The sequence below is a fragment of the Mesorhizobium sp. CNPSo 4688 genome, assembly GCF_057784295.1.
In genome coordinates this window covers 20558-36327 of sequence record NZ_JBWLUY010000002.1, presented here as the reverse complement: position 1 = coordinate 36327, position 15770 = coordinate 20558, and the positions used below count along the sequence as shown (strand labels likewise).

At 62.8% G+C, this 15770-nt stretch carries 13 protein-coding genes; 4 read left to right on the top strand and 9 right to left on the bottom strand.

The annotated features are described in order from the left end of the window. Positions 1-7 precede the first annotated feature (7 nt). Both AC04SH_RS03190 and AC04SH_RS03185 read right to left on the bottom strand, forming a co-directional pair. A complete protein-coding gene (locus AC04SH_RS03190) occupies positions 8-2377 on the bottom strand; it encodes a caspase family protein (protein WP_488573922.1) in 2370 nt (789 codons plus the stop codon). 166 nt (positions 2378-2543) lie between these two features. Beyond that, on the bottom strand, positions 2544-3407 hold the full coding sequence (locus AC04SH_RS03185; RefSeq protein WP_477239426.1) for an RNA polymerase factor sigma-32: 864 nt from the start codon (positions 3405-3407) through the stop codon (positions 2544-2546). A gap of 399 nt (positions 3408-3806) precedes the next feature. On the opposite strand from AC04SH_RS03185, the gene AC04SH_RS03180 reads away from it, so the two are divergent. The 3 genes from AC04SH_RS03180 (at position 3807) to AC04SH_RS03170 (ending at position 6169) form a co-directional block, all read left to right on the top strand. Further along, complete coding sequence (locus tag AC04SH_RS03180) at positions 3807-4580, top strand: amino acid ABC transporter substrate-binding protein (protein ID WP_488573921.1); 774 nt, start codon at positions 3807-3809, stop codon at positions 4578-4580. A 144-nt stretch (positions 4581-4724) separates the two neighbouring features. Beyond that, positions 4725-5405 (top strand): amino acid ABC transporter permease, encoded by a 681-nt coding sequence (locus AC04SH_RS03175; RefSeq protein WP_192247526.1) that lies wholly within the window; start codon positions 4725-4727, stop codon positions 5403-5405. Then, positions 5402-6169 carry an amino acid ABC transporter ATP-binding protein gene (locus AC04SH_RS03170; protein WP_488573920.1) on the top strand — a complete coding sequence of 256 codons (768 nt, stop codon included), beginning with the start codon at positions 5402-5404 and terminating at the stop codon, positions 6167-6169. The genes AC04SH_RS03175 and AC04SH_RS03170 overlap by 4 nt, the downstream gene beginning before the upstream one ends. A 126-nt stretch (positions 6170-6295) precedes the next feature. On the opposite strand, the gene AC04SH_RS03165 is transcribed toward AC04SH_RS03170, so the two are convergent. The 6 genes from AC04SH_RS03165 to AC04SH_RS03140 all read right to left on the bottom strand — a co-directional run bounded on the left by AC04SH_RS03165 (position 6296) and on the right by AC04SH_RS03140 (position 14292). Further along, on the bottom strand, positions 6296-6877 hold the full coding sequence (locus AC04SH_RS03165; RefSeq protein ID WP_112559634.1) for a CarD family transcriptional regulator: 582 nt from the start codon (positions 6875-6877) through the stop codon (positions 6296-6298). A gap of 371 nt (positions 6878-7248) precedes the next feature. Next, the gene (fdxA, locus tag AC04SH_RS03160; protein WP_142869280.1) at positions 7249-7587 is read right to left on the bottom strand and encodes a ferredoxin FdxA; all 339 of its coding nucleotides are present in this window, start codon (positions 7585-7587) and stop codon (positions 7249-7251) included. Positions 7588-7736: 149 nt separating this feature from the next. Continuing rightward, a complete protein-coding gene (locus tag AC04SH_RS03155; RefSeq protein WP_477239245.1) occupies positions 7737-8123 on the bottom strand; it encodes an RNA-binding S4 domain-containing protein in 387 nt (128 codons plus the stop codon). Between the two features lie 15 nt (positions 8124-8138). Beyond that, positions 8139-11585: a helicase-related protein gene (locus AC04SH_RS03150; protein WP_488573919.1), complete on the bottom strand. Its 3447-nt coding sequence runs from the start codon at positions 11583-11585 to the stop codon at positions 8139-8141. 707 nt (positions 11586-12292) lie between these two features. Continuing rightward, positions 12293-13018 carry an acetoacetyl-CoA reductase gene (gene phbB, locus AC04SH_RS03145; RefSeq protein ID WP_488573918.1) on the bottom strand — a complete coding sequence of 242 codons (726 nt, stop codon included), beginning with the start codon at positions 13016-13018 and terminating at the stop codon, positions 12293-12295. An 89-nt stretch (positions 13019-13107) separates the two neighbouring features. Beyond that, complete coding sequence (locus AC04SH_RS03140; protein WP_488573917.1) at positions 13108-14292, bottom strand: acetyl-CoA C-acetyltransferase; 1185 nt, start codon at positions 14290-14292, stop codon at positions 13108-13110. A 300-nt stretch (positions 14293-14592) separates the two neighbouring features. Here AC04SH_RS03140 and phaR point away from each other — a divergent pair, with 300 nt between their 5' ends. Further along, on the top strand, positions 14593-15207 hold the full coding sequence (phaR, locus tag AC04SH_RS03135) for a polyhydroxyalkanoate synthesis repressor PhaR (protein ID WP_477239237.1): 615 nt from the start codon (positions 14593-14595) through the stop codon (positions 15205-15207). A gap of 49 nt (positions 15208-15256) precedes the next feature. Here the strand turns inward: phaR and AC04SH_RS03130 are convergent, their stop codons facing one another. Continuing rightward, on the bottom strand, positions 15257-15706 hold the full coding sequence (locus AC04SH_RS03130) for a GNAT family N-acetyltransferase (RefSeq protein WP_488573916.1): 450 nt from the start codon (positions 15704-15706) through the stop codon (positions 15257-15259). Positions 15707-15770: the final 64 nt, after the last annotated feature.

The window sequence follows — 15770 nt, the reverse complement described above, 5'->3', positions numbered from 1 at the left end:
CTGCCACTCAGAGATTGCTGTCAGTGTTAGTGTTAGTGTTAGTGTTAGTGTTAGTATCGGTACCGCTGTTGCCATCGGTGCCTTCGCTACTGGTGTTCTCGCCACCACCAGGATTTGCAGAACGGTGCTCGGAACCATCACCGTTGTTGCCGGCCCACGACACCCGGCCGTTGTCCGGGATTGCTGCGGCTGTCCGCTTGCCTGGTTTCGGGGCCTTCGGTCTTGGCGCGGGTATGGGAACTACCTTTATTTTCGTGATGATTTTCGGGGGCCGTACCTTGCACGCCGGAATCGCCAAGGCGACCCGCTTTGGGGTGCTGAGAACACCCAGGGAATACATCTCTTGCCGCTCCATCCCGGCCCTGAAGAAGGCGAGCGCGCGGTCCGGATCAGCCGGAACACCATTGCGACCTTCCATGAAGATCGACGCGAGATCGTTCATGGCATCGATATGCCCCATCGCCGCAGATTTGAGCAGCAAGTCCAATCCCTTGGCGGCATCGCGCTGGACGCCGCGGCCATTGAACAGGGTGCGTCCCCACGCGGTCATGGCGTAGGGGTCACCCTTTTCGGATGCGTCTGAATAGAAGCGGTTGGCCTGTTCGGGATCCGGGGCCGTCCCTATTCCCGACGAGACGATGGAGCCGAGCGCGAAAACCGCGCGGACGTATCCCTTGTCGGCGGCCTGTTGGATTGCCTGCCTGGCCTCATTGACCTTGCCCGACGCCAGCAACGCCCGTCCGAGTTGGTAACGGAAGCGGGCAATCTCCGGATAGGCCTTCACCGAGGCCAGGCAGAACTCAACCGCGTCGTCGCCAATCTCGTTCGCCAGCCGGCCCGGGACAATGCCTTGCAGGTCGAGAGGTTCGCCGGCCGCTCGATCGCAAGGATCGATGCTTGGCGACAGTTTCAGCGTCGCCGTCTTCGATGTGTTGTCGGCGCGGATCTGAAAGCCGATCTCGACGGGCGTCGCGGAGCCGATCTGCGCCTCGTAGCGCAATTTGTCGACATCGTTGGCCATCAGGCTCGATTGAGGCGACAGGATGCGGTCCGGCAGGGACAGTGTCCCGGTTGCCGGATAGGTTGCAAGCTTCAGGCTGATCGACGGGTCCTTGGCCGGGAAATCCAGCTTGAGCGGAATCGGGCCGACGCCGACGGGGATTTCGATGTCGCGGTTTTCGATCGCCTCGGCGGCGTCAGCGATACGAATGCCGCGCTCAACCACCGCCTGCTTTTGCTCGGCGGCGATTGAGGCCATGAGTTGCTTGCCCTCGGCACCCGCGCCGTTTCTGATCCGCAACAACAGAACGCCTTGGGATTCGCCACCCCACTCGTTGTGCGTGGTGTAGGCCAGCGTATCCACCTGTTCCTGCCAACCCGCCAATTCGGGGGCGTCCATGCGCAGACGCGGCAGGTCCTTGCCCTCTATCCTTTCGCCCATGGCCAAGGGCTTGCCATCAAGCGTCAGCCGTCCGAGTGCCGGCAGGCTTTCGATGCTGACGCTGACTGCGCCACCGTCGATGTCAACTGGCGCCGGTAGATCCAGCGCGACTGGCCCGATGCCGGACGGCACGATCTTCTCCAGCACCGGCGGCAGCGCCGGGCGGTTGGCGCGGGGCATCAGAAAGACATCATCGAGAAGCGAGGAATTTTCCCATGGAACCTGCTTGCCATCGGTTGCCTTGACGACATCGCGGCGCACAGCAGCCATGACCGCCCTGATCTCCTGGTTCGGCGCCAACGCACGACGGGAGAAGGCGGAGGAAAATGGGCTGAGATTGCCGCTCCCGTCATAGGCAACGGCTCCCGGCTCGGTAGCGAAAGCGATCAGCGCGTTCTCAGACCCCTTCACCTGCGCCAGTCCGCTACCGCTGGCGACGATCAGCTGGTCGCGAAGCCAATAGTTCTTACGCGGAAAAGGATTGTTGCGGCAGGCGTCGAGGATGATCACCTGGATTTTCGATTTCGAGCGCAACTGCTGCAACATGTCATCGAGCTTGATTGCCTGGACTTCCACGTCGGCCGCATCCTTAAGCGTGGCGTCGACCGGGATGAGAAAGTTCTCGCCGCCGATCTGGAAGCCGTGGCCCGAATAATAGACCACCGCGAGATCAGCACCGTCGGCAGCCGCGAGATAGGTGCGGAAACGCTCCTCGAACTGAAGCCTGGCCAAATCCTTGGCGACGAAAACGTCGAAGCCGGCCATCCGGAACGTGCTTGCGATGTCTCCGGCGTCCCTGTCCGGGTTCCTGAGCGCCGGAAGTTCCCGGTATTCGGAATTGCCGATCACAAAAGCAACCCTTCGATCGGCACTAGCCTCGAAAGTCGTCAGGGTCACAAGGATCAAAGCTGCAAGAAACACGCAGAGTCGCGACATGGCAGAATCCTCATCCGCTATGATCTGGTGAACCCAAACAGACACCCTGCAGCTCAGCAGGTCTGTTAAAGAATTCACAATCTGCGAATGAGGAGCGACGAAATCTGGCGTGCTGATCTTATATGCTGACTGGAAAATATCTTAATACTGCTGCCAACCAGGAATTTCAGGCTGCCTGCGTCTGAAATTCCGGGTTCTGCTTGACCAGCGCGACCTTCAGCTTTTCCATGGCGCGGGCCTCGATCTGGCGGACACGCTCCTTGGAAATGCCGAGTGTCTCGCCGAGCGCTTCCAGCGTAGCGCCCTCGTCGGTCAGCCGGCGTTCCTCGATGATCCTGAGTTCGCGGGCATTGAGTGCGCCAAGCGCTGCTTTCAACCAGAGCAGGCGGCGTTCGAAATCGATGGTGTCGCTGGCGACTTCGTCCGGCAGCGGATCGTCCGAGACCAGGAAGTCCATGCGCTCGGTGGTGCCGGTATCGTCGGCGAGCGGCGCGTTGAGCGAGGAGTCGGGCGCGGAAAGCCTGGAATCCATCATCGCCACATCGGCTTCGGAGACGCCCAGCGCTACCGAGACTTCGCGATAGAGCGTGGCGTTGGAGATCGGCTCGGCGCCATTGGCCAGCCGGGCGCGCAAGCGCCGCAGATTGAAGAACAGCGCCTTTTGTGCCGAAGAGGTGCCGCCGCGCACGATCGACCAGTTGCGCAGGATGTAGTCCTGCATCGAGGCACGGATCCACCAGGTCGCGTAGGTCGAGAAGCGCACCTCGCGCTCCGGCTCGAAGCGCGCCGCCGCTTCCAGCAGCCCGACATGGCCCTCCTGGACCAGATCGCCGAGCGGCAGACCGTAGTGGCGGAATTTCGAAGCCATCGAGATGACCAGCCGCATATGCGCGACGGTGATCTGGTGCAGCGCCTGCTGGTCCTGGTCTTCCTTCCAGCGCAAGGCGAGAACATGTTCCTCGTCGCGCTCAAGATAGGGCGCCTTCATCGCCGCGCGGACCATGGTCCGTCCTGCCGTGTCTTCGATCATGCCGCGCTCCTGCTCCCGGACATTTTCGGACGGCCTGGCGGCCGCTGGCTCTATCTTGGCGCAATCCCGAACGGAAAACCGGTTTCCCACTTTCCTGGAATTGCTTTGGGTCTGGCGCAGCTAAGGTTCTTGAAATGGAAACGCTGCGCCCTACAACAGGGCATGAACGTGCCACACCGGGGATTGGTTCCGCCGCCGATGGCGGTTGTTTTGTGCTATCCGACAGGGCGCGCCGACAGCACAAAACGGGGCGATTGGCACCAATCTGAGTTACTTTGAGAATCTGATTTCTGGATCGCCATTTTTTTGAAATCTGGTTCCTTATTTTGCGGCCCTCTATCTGTCAGTTTCCGGCTCTCACAAGCGCCGGACACCGGCCAAGGACGGGATCACAGAAAAATGAAATGGCTCAATTCGCTCATCGTCGCCGGAACGCTGCAGGTTCTGGCTGTCACATCCGGCCATGCCGGCCTCAACCTCGACCAGATCAAGCAGGCCGGCACCATCAAGGTCGGCACCGAAGGCACCTATGCGCCCTTCACCTATCACAATGATGCCGGCGCGCTGGTCGGCTTCGACGTCGAGATCGCCAAGGCGATCGGCGACAAGCTCGGCGTGAAAGTCGAGTTCCTCGAAGGCAAATGGGACGGGCTGATCGCCGGTCTCGACGCCAATCGCTATGACGCCGTCATCAACGAGGTCGGCATCACCGACACGCGCAAGGCCAAGTACGACTTCTCCGATCCCTACATCGCCTCCAAGGCGGTGCTGATCGTGCGCGGTGACGATACCGCCATCAAGACCTTCGCCGATCTCAAGGGCAAGAAGGCGGCGCAGTCGCTGACCTCGAATTTCGGCAAGCTCGCCGAGACCAACGGCGCCGAACTCGTCGGCACCGACGGCTTCGACCAATCGATCCAGCTGCTGCTCACCGGCCGCGCCGACGCCACCATCAATGACAGCCTGTCCTTCCTCGACTTCAAGAAGCACAAGCCCGACGCCAATGTGAAGATCGCCGCACAGGAAGAGAACGCCGACTATTCCGGCGTCATCGTGCGCAAGGGCGATCCCGAACTGGTGGCCGCGATCAACAAGGCGCTGGCCGACATCAAGGCCGACGGCACCTACAAGAAGATCGCCAACACCTATTTCGGCCAGGACGTTTCGCAGTAACGAAAGTCTCCCGGCGGTTTGCCGGCAACGACACAATAGCGGCGGGCCGTCTTTGACGGCTCGCCGTTTTTCGCATGATATGACAACCGCACAATCGCACTGCCGGACCGGTCTAGACGGCATTTGCAAGGAGAGGAGCCGCTCGTGCCGCATTGGCTGCAACTGATGCTGGACTCGTTGCCGACGCTGTTGTGGGCGGCGCTGATCTTCACCGTGCCGCTGACGCTGCTGTCGTTTGCGCTCGGCCTGTTCGTCGGCCTTGTTGTCGCTCTGGTGCGGCTGTTCGGGCCGAAGCCGCTGGTCGCCGTGGTCCGCTTCTATGTCTGGATTTTTCGCGGCACGCCGCTTTTGGTGCAGCTGTTCCTGATCTTTTACGGCCTGCCCTCGGTCGGCATATTGCTCGACGCCTTTCCGGCGGCGCTGATCGGCTTCACCCTCAACATCGGCGCCTACAGTTCCGAAATCATCCGCGCCGTGATCGGGTCGGTGCCGAAGGGGCAGTGGGAGGCGGCCTATTCGATCGGGATGACCTGGAGCCAGGCGATGCGGCGCACCATCCTGCCGCAAGCCGGCCGGGTCGCGGTGCCACCGCTGTCCAACACCTTCATCTCGCTGGTCAAGGATACGTCGCTGGCTGCCGCCATCACCGTGCCGGAAATGTTCCAGGCAGCGCAGCGCATCGTCGCCACCACCTATGAGCCGCTGATCCTCTATGTCGAGGCGGCGATCCTTTATCTGGCAATGAGCTCGGTGCTGTCTGCCCTGCAGACGCGGCTGGAGGAACGGCTCAACCGTTACGGCGGCTTCCTGGAGGCGCGCTCATGATCGGCCTCACCGACATCGAAAAGCGCTTCGGCGACAATCTTGTGCTGAAGGGCGTAACGGTCACCATTGCCGAAGGCAGCGTCACCGCGTTGGTCGGTCCGTCCGGCGGGGGAAAGAGCACGCTGCTGCGCTGCATCAACCTCCTGGAGATCCCGACCTCGGGCACGGTGCGCATCGGCGACGAGACGCTGGACTTCCGTCCCAGCATCAAGATCCCCAGTCGGGACATCCAGCGCCTGCGGCTGCAGACCGGCATGGTGTTCCAGAATTTCCAGCTGTTCCCGCACCGCACCGCCATCGAGAACGTCATGGAGGGGTTGGTGACGGTGCTGAAATGGCCAACGGCAAAGGCGCGTGAGCGGGCGCTGGCGCTGCTCGAGAAGGTCGGCATGGCGCACAAGGCCGATGCATGGCCGGCGACTCTGTCGGGCGGCCAACAGCAGCGCGTGGCGATTGCCCGCGCGCTGGCGCCGTCGCCCAAGGTGCTGCTCTGCGACGAGCCGACCTCGGCGCTCGATCCTGAACTGGCGCAGGAAGTGGTCGACGTGCTTGGGAAGCTCGCCAGCGAAGGCACGACCATGGTGATGGCGACGCATGACCTGCGCCTCGCCTCGAAGATCGCGCAGGAGGTGGTGTTCCTCGACGCCGGCGTCGTCGTCGAGAAGGGGCCGTCCGCCGTGGTGTTCAGCAATCCGGAGCGCGAACGGACGAAGCGCTTTATCGCGACGCTGAAGCAGGAAGCGGCGAAGGAAGCCGGCGGCTGAGCCCTTTACCTCCCCTGTGGGGAGGTCGGACCGAAGGTCCGGGTGGGGGCCGTGACGCACCTAAGGCTCAAAAACAAAAAACCCGGCGCGAGGCCGGGTTTTTCATGAATTCAAATTCGAAAGCGATCAGGCAGCTTCTTCCTGCTCGGATTCCTCATTGTCGGCCTTGGCGCCGCGCTTAGGGCCCTTGTTGAGGTTGACCTCGATCAGGCGCACGGCTTCGGTTTCCGACATGCGGTTGACCGCGGCGATCTCGCGGGCCATGCGGTCGAGTGCCGCCTCATAGAGCTGACGCTCGGAATAGGACTGCTCCGGCTGGTTGTCGGCGCGGTAGAGATCGCGCACGACTTCCGAGATCGAGATCAGGTCGCCCGAATTGATCTTGGCATCATATTCCTGGGCGCGGCGCGACCACATGGTGCGCTTGACCCGGGCGCGACCCTGCACGACCTTCAGCGCGCGCTCGACATAATCCTCTTCCGACAGCTTGCGCATGCCGATGGAGGTCGCCTTGGCGACCGGCACTTTCAGCCGCATCTTGTCCTTCTGGAAGTCGATGACAAACAATTCCAGCTTGTGGCCCGCAACTTCCTGCTCGTCGATCGAGACGATCTGGCCGACGCCGTGCGCCGGATAGACGATGTACTCGCCGGTCTTGAAACCGTGACGTGCCGCGGTGGACTTCTTCTGCGGGGTGATCGTTGCCATTACGCCCTGAACTCCTTGTTGTGGTACCGGCGGCCTGCCGGTCCGAACGCGTGCGACCGGGGACACCGATCGTTAGCCGCACAACAGATGAACCCATCGGAAAAAGCCGGGACCGGCAAACCGCGTACATAGCGACTGCCTGGCCCAAATTGCTCTGGTCCGATTGGGGATTTCACCTTTCAGTGATTTGGGGCGCTTGCGCCATAAATCGACGTTGTGTCACCGGCATGTTTCAGTTGATATAGCACAAAAAGTAGGAAGAATCAAGGTTTTGCTGCAAACGCACAGGTCGAGCGACATCGCCGCCTGTCAAGGCGGTTGATCCATGACGCGCGTTACGCAGCGTTATAACGGCTCACTGGGCCTCTCAGTCAGTCGCCTTCGCCCGGTTCGGCAGAGAAGTATTTCTCGAACTTGCCGGTCTCACCATCGAAGGTCTTGGCGTCTGCCGGAGGCTCCTTCTTGGCGGTGATGTTGGGCCATTTCTCGGCGTATTCGGTGTTGACCTGCAGCCATTTGTCGAGACCGGGCTCGGTGTCGGGCTTGATCGCATCGGCCGGGCATTCCGGTTCGCAGACACCGCAGTCGATGCACTCGTCGGGATGTATGACGAGCATGTTCTCGCCTTCATAGAAACAGTCGACCGGACAGACCTCGATGCAGTCCATGTACTTGCATTTAATGCAGTTGTCGGTCACGACATAGGTCATTGGTCGGCTCCGGGACGTCCCGTTTTTAATAGGCTTTTTTGGTGAGGTAACCCCTTTGCCTGCCGCTTGCAAGGGCGGCCGTGCCTGGCGGCACCGGCGCTTCCGAAATGGAATTCCAGATCGCCGGCATGGCGAAGAGCGCCAAGGCTTCAGTCTTCGCCGAACAGCCGGTCGGTTTGCCTGCGTTCTTTCTTGGTCGGACGGCCGCTGCCGGCCTCGCGCAGCGCGGGAATGGCATCGGCAACAGCCTCGCCTTTCGGCGCCGGCGGCGGTGACAGATCCTCATAGAGCGTGCGCGCTTCCTCGGCCGGGCCGCGTCGCACACCTGTAGCCAGCACCTTCCAGACGAAGATCCGGCGCTCGTGCGTGATGGTCAAAACATCGCCGGCCTTGACCAGATCCGAGGCCTGCGCTGCTTTGTCGCTGTTGATGCGGACGCGTCCGGCAACCACCAGCTTGGCCGCCAGCGAGCGCGATTTCACCGCGCGCGCGAAAAACAGCCATTTGTCGATGCGCTGGCGACCCTCAGCAACCATCGAACCGTGCCGTGCCTACTTCTTCAGCTGGTCGCGCAAGGCGGCGAGCTTGGCGAAGGGCGAGTCCGGATCGAAGCGCACCGGCCGTTCCTCGCGCGGCTTGGCCTGGAAGGCCGGCTTGCCGCCCTGCGGACCGCCTTTGCCTTCCGGCCTGCCGCCCTTCCAGTCGGGCCGACCTTCGCGACGCTCGCCTTGCGGCTTGCCATCGCGGCGCTGTTCGCCTTCGGCCTGCGGCTTGGGCTTGAACTTCGAGCGGTCGAAGCGCGGCTTGGCGGCACCGTCGCGCTGGTCGCGCCGGCCCTGATAGGCCGGCCGTTCGCCCGGTGCCGGCTGTCCGCCGGCAGCGTCGGCAGGCGCATCGGTGCGAGCAGCCTGGCCGTTGCGTGGGCGATTGTCCCGGCGGCTTTCGTGACGATGACGCGGGCGCTGCTCGAAACGGCCCTGCCGCCACAACAGGATTGGTTTTGGTTCTTCAGCCTCTGGCGCAGGCTCGGCGGTTCCACCCTCCCCCTCGTGGGGAGGGTCGGCGCGCAGCGCCGGGGTGGGGGCAGCGCCGGCGTCGCCGGTTGCCTCTTCAGCGTCGGCGGCGTCAGCACGACTTGCTTCGTCAGCGCCGTCACCCCCACCCGCGTCGCTTCGCGCCGCGGCCTCCCCCATCGAGGGGGAGGTAAGGGCGTCGGCGCTTTCGGTGACAGTGACGTCGGCGACAGCTTCTATGACGGGCGGGACTTCTTCCGCGATTTCTGCGGGAGCTTCGATTTGATCTTCAGAAACAGCCCCCGCTGCCGGTTGGGCGACGGACTCTGCGGTATCCTCTGACGTAACTTCTGCGGCGGAAGCTTCAACAGCCGCGTCCGGCTCCGCACCCTCGGCGGGTGCTCCGGTGACAGCATCCGCTGCTGCGGCTTCCGCCGCAGCCTTTGCAGCCGCTTCCGCCAGCTTTGCCGCAGCCGCTTCCCGCGCCGAATTGTCCTGCGCTTCCAGCCGCGCTTTCACCTCTGCAGGCGGCTTCGGCTCGGCGCGGTAGCCGAGACCCTTCAGGATCTCTTCCATGTCGTCGGCGGTGGCGCCGAGGATCGACATCATCGGCGGGGTCACCATGAAGGACTGGCCGTCATAGGCGCCGTCCGGGCGCTGGCCGAGGCCGGGCTTCCAGTTGGTCGCCGGGCGGATCAGGTCGGCCAGCCGTTCCAGAATGTCGATGCGCACGGCGCGGCGGCCGAGATTGCGGTAGCCGGCGAGCTTGTAGAAGGTCTTGTCGAAAGCCGGGTCGATGACCACCGAGGTGCGGCCGGAGGCCAGCGCGTGGACCACGTCGCCGAAGCCGGGCTTGTCCTTGCCGTCATTCTTCAGCGCCCACAAAAGCGTGATCAGCCCGGCGGGTGCGGGCTTGATCAGCGCCGGCACGAAGATGTGGTAGGCGCCAAAACGCACACCGAGCCGGCGCAGGGCGGCGCGTCCTTCCTGGTCGAGCGACTTCATTTCTTCGGCGATGTCGCGGCGGTTGATCAGGCCGAAATGCTCGACGAGCTGAAAGGCGATGCCACGGCCGATGCCGGTGATCTGCTCGGCATTCTTGAGGTCGACCAGCGGCTTCAGCAGCGACTCGATCTGGAAATTGACGAAACGCTCGGCGCGCGCCGCGACCTTGTCGCGGGCGGGGCCGGTCAGCTGCTCGTCGGCCAGCAGCACCAGGCGCGGCTTCAGCGCGTCCTCGCCGGCAACCAGCGTGCCGATCGGTGCGCCGATCCAGCGCAGCGTGCCGTCGGAGCCGAGCGCCAGGTCGCCATTGGCGCAGGCGCCGAAGCGTTCTGCGCGCGCCTCGAACTCGGCGGCCAGCGCCTTTTGCGCTGCCGTGCGCACGGCCTTGGCGTCTTCGCCGCCGGCGCTCTGGTCGGCGGTGAAGCGGAACCCTTGCAACTCGCCGACATGATGGCCTTCGACAAGGACGGTTCCGGTAGGACTGATTTCGGCTTCAGGCATTGTATTTTCTCTAAGGCGCCGCATGAGGACGGAAGTCCTGCGGTCTACAAACCGTTTCGTCAACCGCTCATGCAGCGCATCCGACAATCTGTCTTCGATTTCGCGCGTCTTTTCCTGCCAGTGTGCCTGATCGGCCAGCCAGCCGGGTCTGTTGGACACGAATGTCCAGGTGCGGATCTGGGCGATCCGGTGCGACAGCGTGTCGATATCGCCCTCGGTCGTGTCGGCCCTGCGCACCTGCTCGGCCATGTAGTTCTCGTCGACATGGCCGTGTTTGGCGAGGTCCGTGTAGATCGAGGCGATGAGGTCGGAGTGCTGGGCCGGCGCGATCTTGCGGTAGTCGGGGAGCGCGCAAGCCTCCCACAACAGCGCCACGCGCTTGGCATTGGTGGCGAGCGCGCGGATGTCCTCGTCGCGGGAGAGGTGCTCGAGCGCCTGCGCATCGACCGCCGGCAGCGCCCGCGTCAGCCCTTCGACCGGGGCGTTGGCCTCGATCGAACGCTTCAGTGCGTCGAGGCTGGCGAAATCGAAATGCGCGGTGCGCCATTGCAGCACCTTCACCGGGTCGAACTCATGGCCCTCGATGCGCTTGACCAGCTCCTCGTCCAGCGGATCGACCTGACCGGTGACGCCGAAAGTGCCGTCGCGCAGATGGCGGCCGGCGCGGCCGGCGATCTGGCCGAGCTCGGCCGCTGTCAGATTGCGGTACTGGTAGCCATCGAATTTGCGGTTCTGGGCAAAGGCGACATGGTCGAGATCGAGGTTGAGACCCATGCCGATGGCGTCGGTGGCAACGAGATAATCGACGTCGCCCGCCTGGAACATTGCCACCTGGGCGTTGCGGGTGCGTGGGCTGAGCGCGCCGAGCACGACGGCGGCACCACCTTGCTGGCGGCGGATCAGCTCGCCGATGGCATAGACCTCGTCGGCGGAGAAGGCGACGATGGCGGTGCGACGCGGCAAACGGGTCAATTTCTTCGAGCCGGCATACGCGAGGTGCGACAGCCGCGGCCGCGTCACCACCGAAACGCCCTTCAACAGGCGCTGCAGGATGCCATGCATGGTGGCGGCACCGAGCAGCAGCGTTTCCTGGCGGCCGCGCAGATGCAGGATGCGATCGGTGAAGATGTGGCCGCGTTCGAGGTCGCCGGCAAGCTGCACCTCGTCGATGGCGACGAAGGCGGCGTCGGTCTCGCGCGGCATGGCCTCGACGGTACAGACCGAATATTTCGCACCGGGCGGCTGGATTTTTTCCTCGCCGGTGATCAGCGCCACCTTGTGGGCACCGACCTTTTCGCAGACGCGGGCGTAGACTTCTCGCGCCAGCAGCCGCAGCGGCAGGCCGATGATGCCACTCTCATGCGCGACCATGCGCTCGATGGCGAGATGGGTCTTGCCGGTGTTGGTTGGCCCCAGCACAGCAGTCACGTCGCGGCCCGACAGGATCAGCGGCTCGGTGTGTTTCGGCTGGATGTTCATCGGCCCTGAAATGAGGCTTTCTGCATCGTGTTGTCGGGAGCGCGCCTCGCATGGCGCGTATGACACGCGACACATAGGGATTTCGGGCGCGAAGCGAAAGCGGAATGTTCCGGCCGTCGGTTCGGGAGTCTCGTTCGAGGTCCGGATTCGATCCCGATTAACAGTTGGAACGAGTCTGGAACGAATCGGCGACGAATCAGTGACTCCAGCAGATTCAGCTTTTGTTCACGGCTACATATGGATTTTGCGACCGGGAGTCTCACCACATGCTGAATCGCTGAAACTGGCCCAATTCATGCAGGGCGAGCTTTGCCATTAACCTTTGCCGTTGAAACATGATCACCGTCCAACGGCCGTTGGCCAAGATTATGAAATTATTGATTTTTCTTAACCGGCCTTAACCATTTGGCAGAGCTTTTCGGTCTTCGCCATTAACGTTTCGGTCAAAGCCGGAACAAATCGGCGACGAATCAGCGATGAGCGGGTTTTCCCGATTTGTTCACCCCAATATGTGGTGTTATCCACAGCTTGCCCACCGAGAATTCACAGCTTGTGAAGCGGGTTTCGCACAGCCTGAGCCGGCGCCGTTAATCTTTGGGTGCCGGAACGGGGCAGCACCTCACACACTGGCTCTCCGAGCATGCCGGTCGGCGATGAAAAAAACGGGCTGTTCAACGGCCCGTTTTTCTCTCGCCGAAATATTGGTCTCAGGCGAAGTACTGACCGCCATTGGCGGTGATGGTCGAGCCGGTGATGAAGCCGGCATCCTCGGAGGCGAGGAAGACGACGCAGCGCGCGATCTCTTCCGGCTCGCCGAGGCGGCCGACCGGGATCTGCGGCAGGATGCGCTCGTTGAGCACCTTCTCGTCGATTGCCCTGACCATCTCGGTGGCGATGTAGCCGGGGCAGATGACGTTGACGGTGATGCCCGCGCGGGCCCCCTCCTGGGCAAGCGCCTTGGAGAAGCCGATGTCGCCGGCCTTGGCGGCGGAATAGTTGACCTGGCCGGCTTGGCCCTTCTGGCCGTTGATCGAGGAGATGGTGATGACGCGGCCGAACTTGCGGTCGCGCATGCCGCCCCACAGCGGATGCGTCATGTTGAAGACACCGGAGAGGTTGGTGTCGATGACTTCTTTCCACTGCTCGCGCGTCAGTTTGTGGAACATGGCGTCGCGGGTGATGCCGGCATTGTTGACCAGCACCGAGACCGGGCCGAGATCGGCCTCGACCTGTCTGATCCCGGCGGCGCAGGCATCGTAGTCGGCGACCGACCATTTGTAGGTCTTGATGCCGGTTTCCCCGCTGAACTTCCCCGCAGCCTCGTCATTGCCGGCATAGTTGGCGGCAACCGTGTAACCCGCATTCTTCAGGCCGATCGAAATGGCGGCGCCTATGCCGCGCGATCCGCCGGTGACGAGCGCTACTTTGGTCATGTGTCCTCCCAGGCATTAAAGTTGATCGCATGTTCGAGTGGGTATTCCTCTTTCCCCACTCTGTTGTCCGTCGATACCTTGTCTCGTTCTTACAGCGCTTCCACGCACAAGGCGACGCCCATGCCGCCGCCGATGCAGAGCGTGGCGAGGCCCTTCTTGGCGCCGCGGCGGCGCATCTCGAAAACCAGCGTGTTGAAGACGCGCGCGCCGGAGGCGCCGATCGGATGGCCGATGGCAATCGCCCCGCCATTGACGTTGACGATCGATGTATCCCAGCCCATGCCCTTGTTGACGGCGCAGGCCTGCGCGGCGAAGGCTTCATTGGCCTCGACGAGGTCGAGGTCCTTGACCGACCAGCCGGCCTTCTCCAGCGCCCGCTTCGAAGCGGGAATAGGTCCGGTGCCCATGATCGCCGGATCGACGCCGGCGGTCGCCCATGACGCGATGCGCACCAGCGGGGTGATGCCGCGCCTTGTGGCTTCGGCCTCGGTCATCAGCAGCGCGCCGGCAGCGCCGTCATTGATGCCGGAAGCGTTGGCAGCGGTCACCGTGCCGTCCTTGTCGAAGGCCGGCTTCAGCTTGGTCATGGCGTCGAGCGTGGCGCCGTGGCGGATGTACTCGTCCTGGTCGACAATGGTGTCGCCCTTCCTGCCCTTGATGGTGACGGCGATGATCTCGTCCTTGAACTTGCCGGCCTTCTGTGCCGCTTCAGCCTTGTTCTGCGACGCCAGCGCGAACTGATCCTGGTCGTCGCGGGTGATCTGGAACTGGCGGGCGACGTTCTCGGCGGTGTTGCCCATGTGATAGCCATTGAAAGCGTCCCACAGGCCGTCCTTGATCATGGTGTCGATCATCTTGTAGTCGCCCATCTTGACGCCGGCGCGCAGGTGCTCGGCGTGCGGCGACAGCGACATCGATTCCTGGCCGCCGGCAATGATCACCTTGGCGTCGCCGGTGGCGATCTGCTGCATGCCGAGCGCGATGGCGCGCAGACCCGAGCCGCAAACCTGGTTGAGGCCCCAGGCGGTGGTTTCCTTGGGCAGGCCGGCATTGATCGACGCCTGGCGGGCGGGGTTCTGGCCCTGGGCTGCCGTCAGCACCTGGCCGAGAATGACCTCGTCGACTTCGCCGGGCTCGACGCCGGCGCGCGACAAAAGCTCCTTGATGACGACGGCGCCAAGCTCATGCGCCGGGGTAGCGGCGAAGGCGCCGTTGAAGGAGCCGACAGCGGTGCGTGCCGCGCTGGCGACAACGATTGAATTGGCAGCGGACATTTTTCTCTCCAGACTTCGAGGTCGTATTCTCTAGTGTTGTTGGGACTTTTCTTGCCCGTTCCACACCCCAAGTCAAACCGGAAATGGGCATGCCGGCCATGCGCCGCAAGCAGGGCACGAGCGGCCGGCGCGGTCGCCGGGCCTTTGCTGCGCAGCATATTTAGCCTGCCATGCAGCATTAAATGATGCCGCACTGCACAAACCGCTTGGAATTATGGAGCTTTTGCGCATATCCTTAAAAATGGCGCAATCGTTACCGGTGGCTTACTCAGGCACGCCGGTGTCCCCGGGAGGATGCTGATGGCCGCGAAAGACGATCCAATCATTATCAAGAAATATGCCAATCGCCGTCTCTACAACACTGGCACCAGCACGTATGTGACGCTCGAGGATCTGGCCGAGATGGTCAAGAAGGGCGAGGAATTCACGGTCCAGGATGCCAAGACCGGCGACGACATCACTCATCCGGTGCTGACCCAGATCATCTTCGAGCTGGAGAACAAGGATGGGCAGAACATGCTGCCGATCCCGTTCCTGCGCCAGCTGATCGCCTTCTACGGCGACCAGATGCAGATGATCGTGCCGAGCTTCCTCGAACAGTCGATGATCGCCTTCTCCAAGGAGCAGGAGCGCTTCCGCGAGCAGATGAAGGGCGCGATCGGCAAGTCGCCGCTGGATGTGATGAAGATCGCCACGCCGATCAAGGCGCTGGAAGAGCAGACGCGGCGCAACATGGAAATGTTCCAGAACGCCATGCGCCTGTTCACGCCGTTCCCGCCAGCCGGCTCGAATGGCACTGCCGCGTCTGCGCCCGAGCCGGCCCGCAAGGAAGCGCCGGAAAAGAGCGGCGACGACCTTCAGGAGTTGAAGGAACAGATCGCCGCCATGCAGCGCAAGCTCGACACAATGTCGTAAGCGATCCCCGCAGGGTCGACCGCCTCGATTGGTTGAGGCGGTCTTGCCGTCACGGGTCGATTTTCAGCTGCCACGGTTCCCAGATCTCGTCGGGCTGCCCATCGAGTGAGTGGTAGAAGGCCTTCGCCGGCAGATTGGATTTCAGCACCGTCCATTTGATGGCGGTGGCGCCGATGCCGATGGCGTATTGGCGAAGCTGTTCAACAAGCGCATGGCCGACCGCCAAGCCGCGCGCTGCCTCGGCGACGTAGAGTTCCTTGAGCCAGACAATCGGCTTCAGGTCGTAGGTCCAGGGGATGATGTAGTGGACGGCGATGCCGACGATCACGTTCTCTCGCTCTGCCACGAGCACGCCGAACCGGGGCGATGGCCCCAGCCCGTGTTCGACAAGGTCCGCTTCGGTGAGGCGGAACTTGTCGTCATAGCCCTCGAAGATGGCCAGCGCCCGCATAAGCGCGAGCACCGCGCCAACATCCTGCCGTCCGAACGGACGGACCATAATTGCCGCCATCTGCATTCTTTCGCTTGTCTGCAAGGTCGACCATATCGCCTACGCGCTCCCG

Coding starts and splice junctions, on each gene's coding strand:
- AC04SH_RS03190 (WP_488573922.1), bottom strand. CDS start 2,377: ATGTCGCGACTCTGCGTGTTTCTTGCAGCTTTGATCCTTGTGACCCTG.
- AC04SH_RS03185 (WP_477239426.1), bottom strand. CDS start 3,407: ATGATCGAAGACACGGCAGGACGGACCATGGTCCGCGCGGCGATGAAG.
- AC04SH_RS03180 (WP_488573921.1), top strand. CDS start 3,807: ATGAAATGGCTCAATTCGCTCATCGTCGCCGGAACGCTGCAGGTTCTG.
- AC04SH_RS03170 (WP_488573920.1), top strand. CDS start 5,402: ATGATCGGCCTCACCGACATCGAAAAGCGCTTCGGCGACAATCTTGTG.
- AC04SH_RS03165 (WP_112559634.1), bottom strand. CDS start 6,877: ATGGCAACGATCACCCCGCAGAAGAAGTCCACCGCGGCACGTCACGGT.
- fdxA (WP_142869280.1), bottom strand. CDS start 7,587: ATGACCTATGTCGTGACCGACAACTGCATTAAATGCAAGTACATGGAC.
- AC04SH_RS03155 (WP_477239245.1), bottom strand. CDS start 8,123: ATGGTTGCTGAGGGTCGCCAGCGCATCGACAAATGGCTGTTTTTCGCG.
- AC04SH_RS03150 (WP_488573919.1), bottom strand. CDS start 11,585: ATGAACATCCAGCCGAAACACACCGAGCCGCTGATCCTGTCGGGCCGC.
- phbB (WP_488573918.1), bottom strand. CDS start 13,018: ATGACCAAAGTAGCGCTCGTCACCGGCGGATCGCGCGGCATAGGCGCC.
- AC04SH_RS03140 (WP_488573917.1), bottom strand. CDS start 14,292: ATGTCCGCTGCCAATTCAATCGTTGTCGCCAGCGCGGCACGCACCGCT.
- phaR (WP_477239237.1), top strand. CDS start 14,593: ATGGCCGCGAAAGACGATCCAATCATTATCAAGAAATATGCCAATCGC.
- AC04SH_RS03130 (WP_488573916.1), bottom strand. CDS start 15,706: ATGGTCCGTCCGTTCGGACGGCAGGATGTTGGCGCGGTGCTCGCGCTT.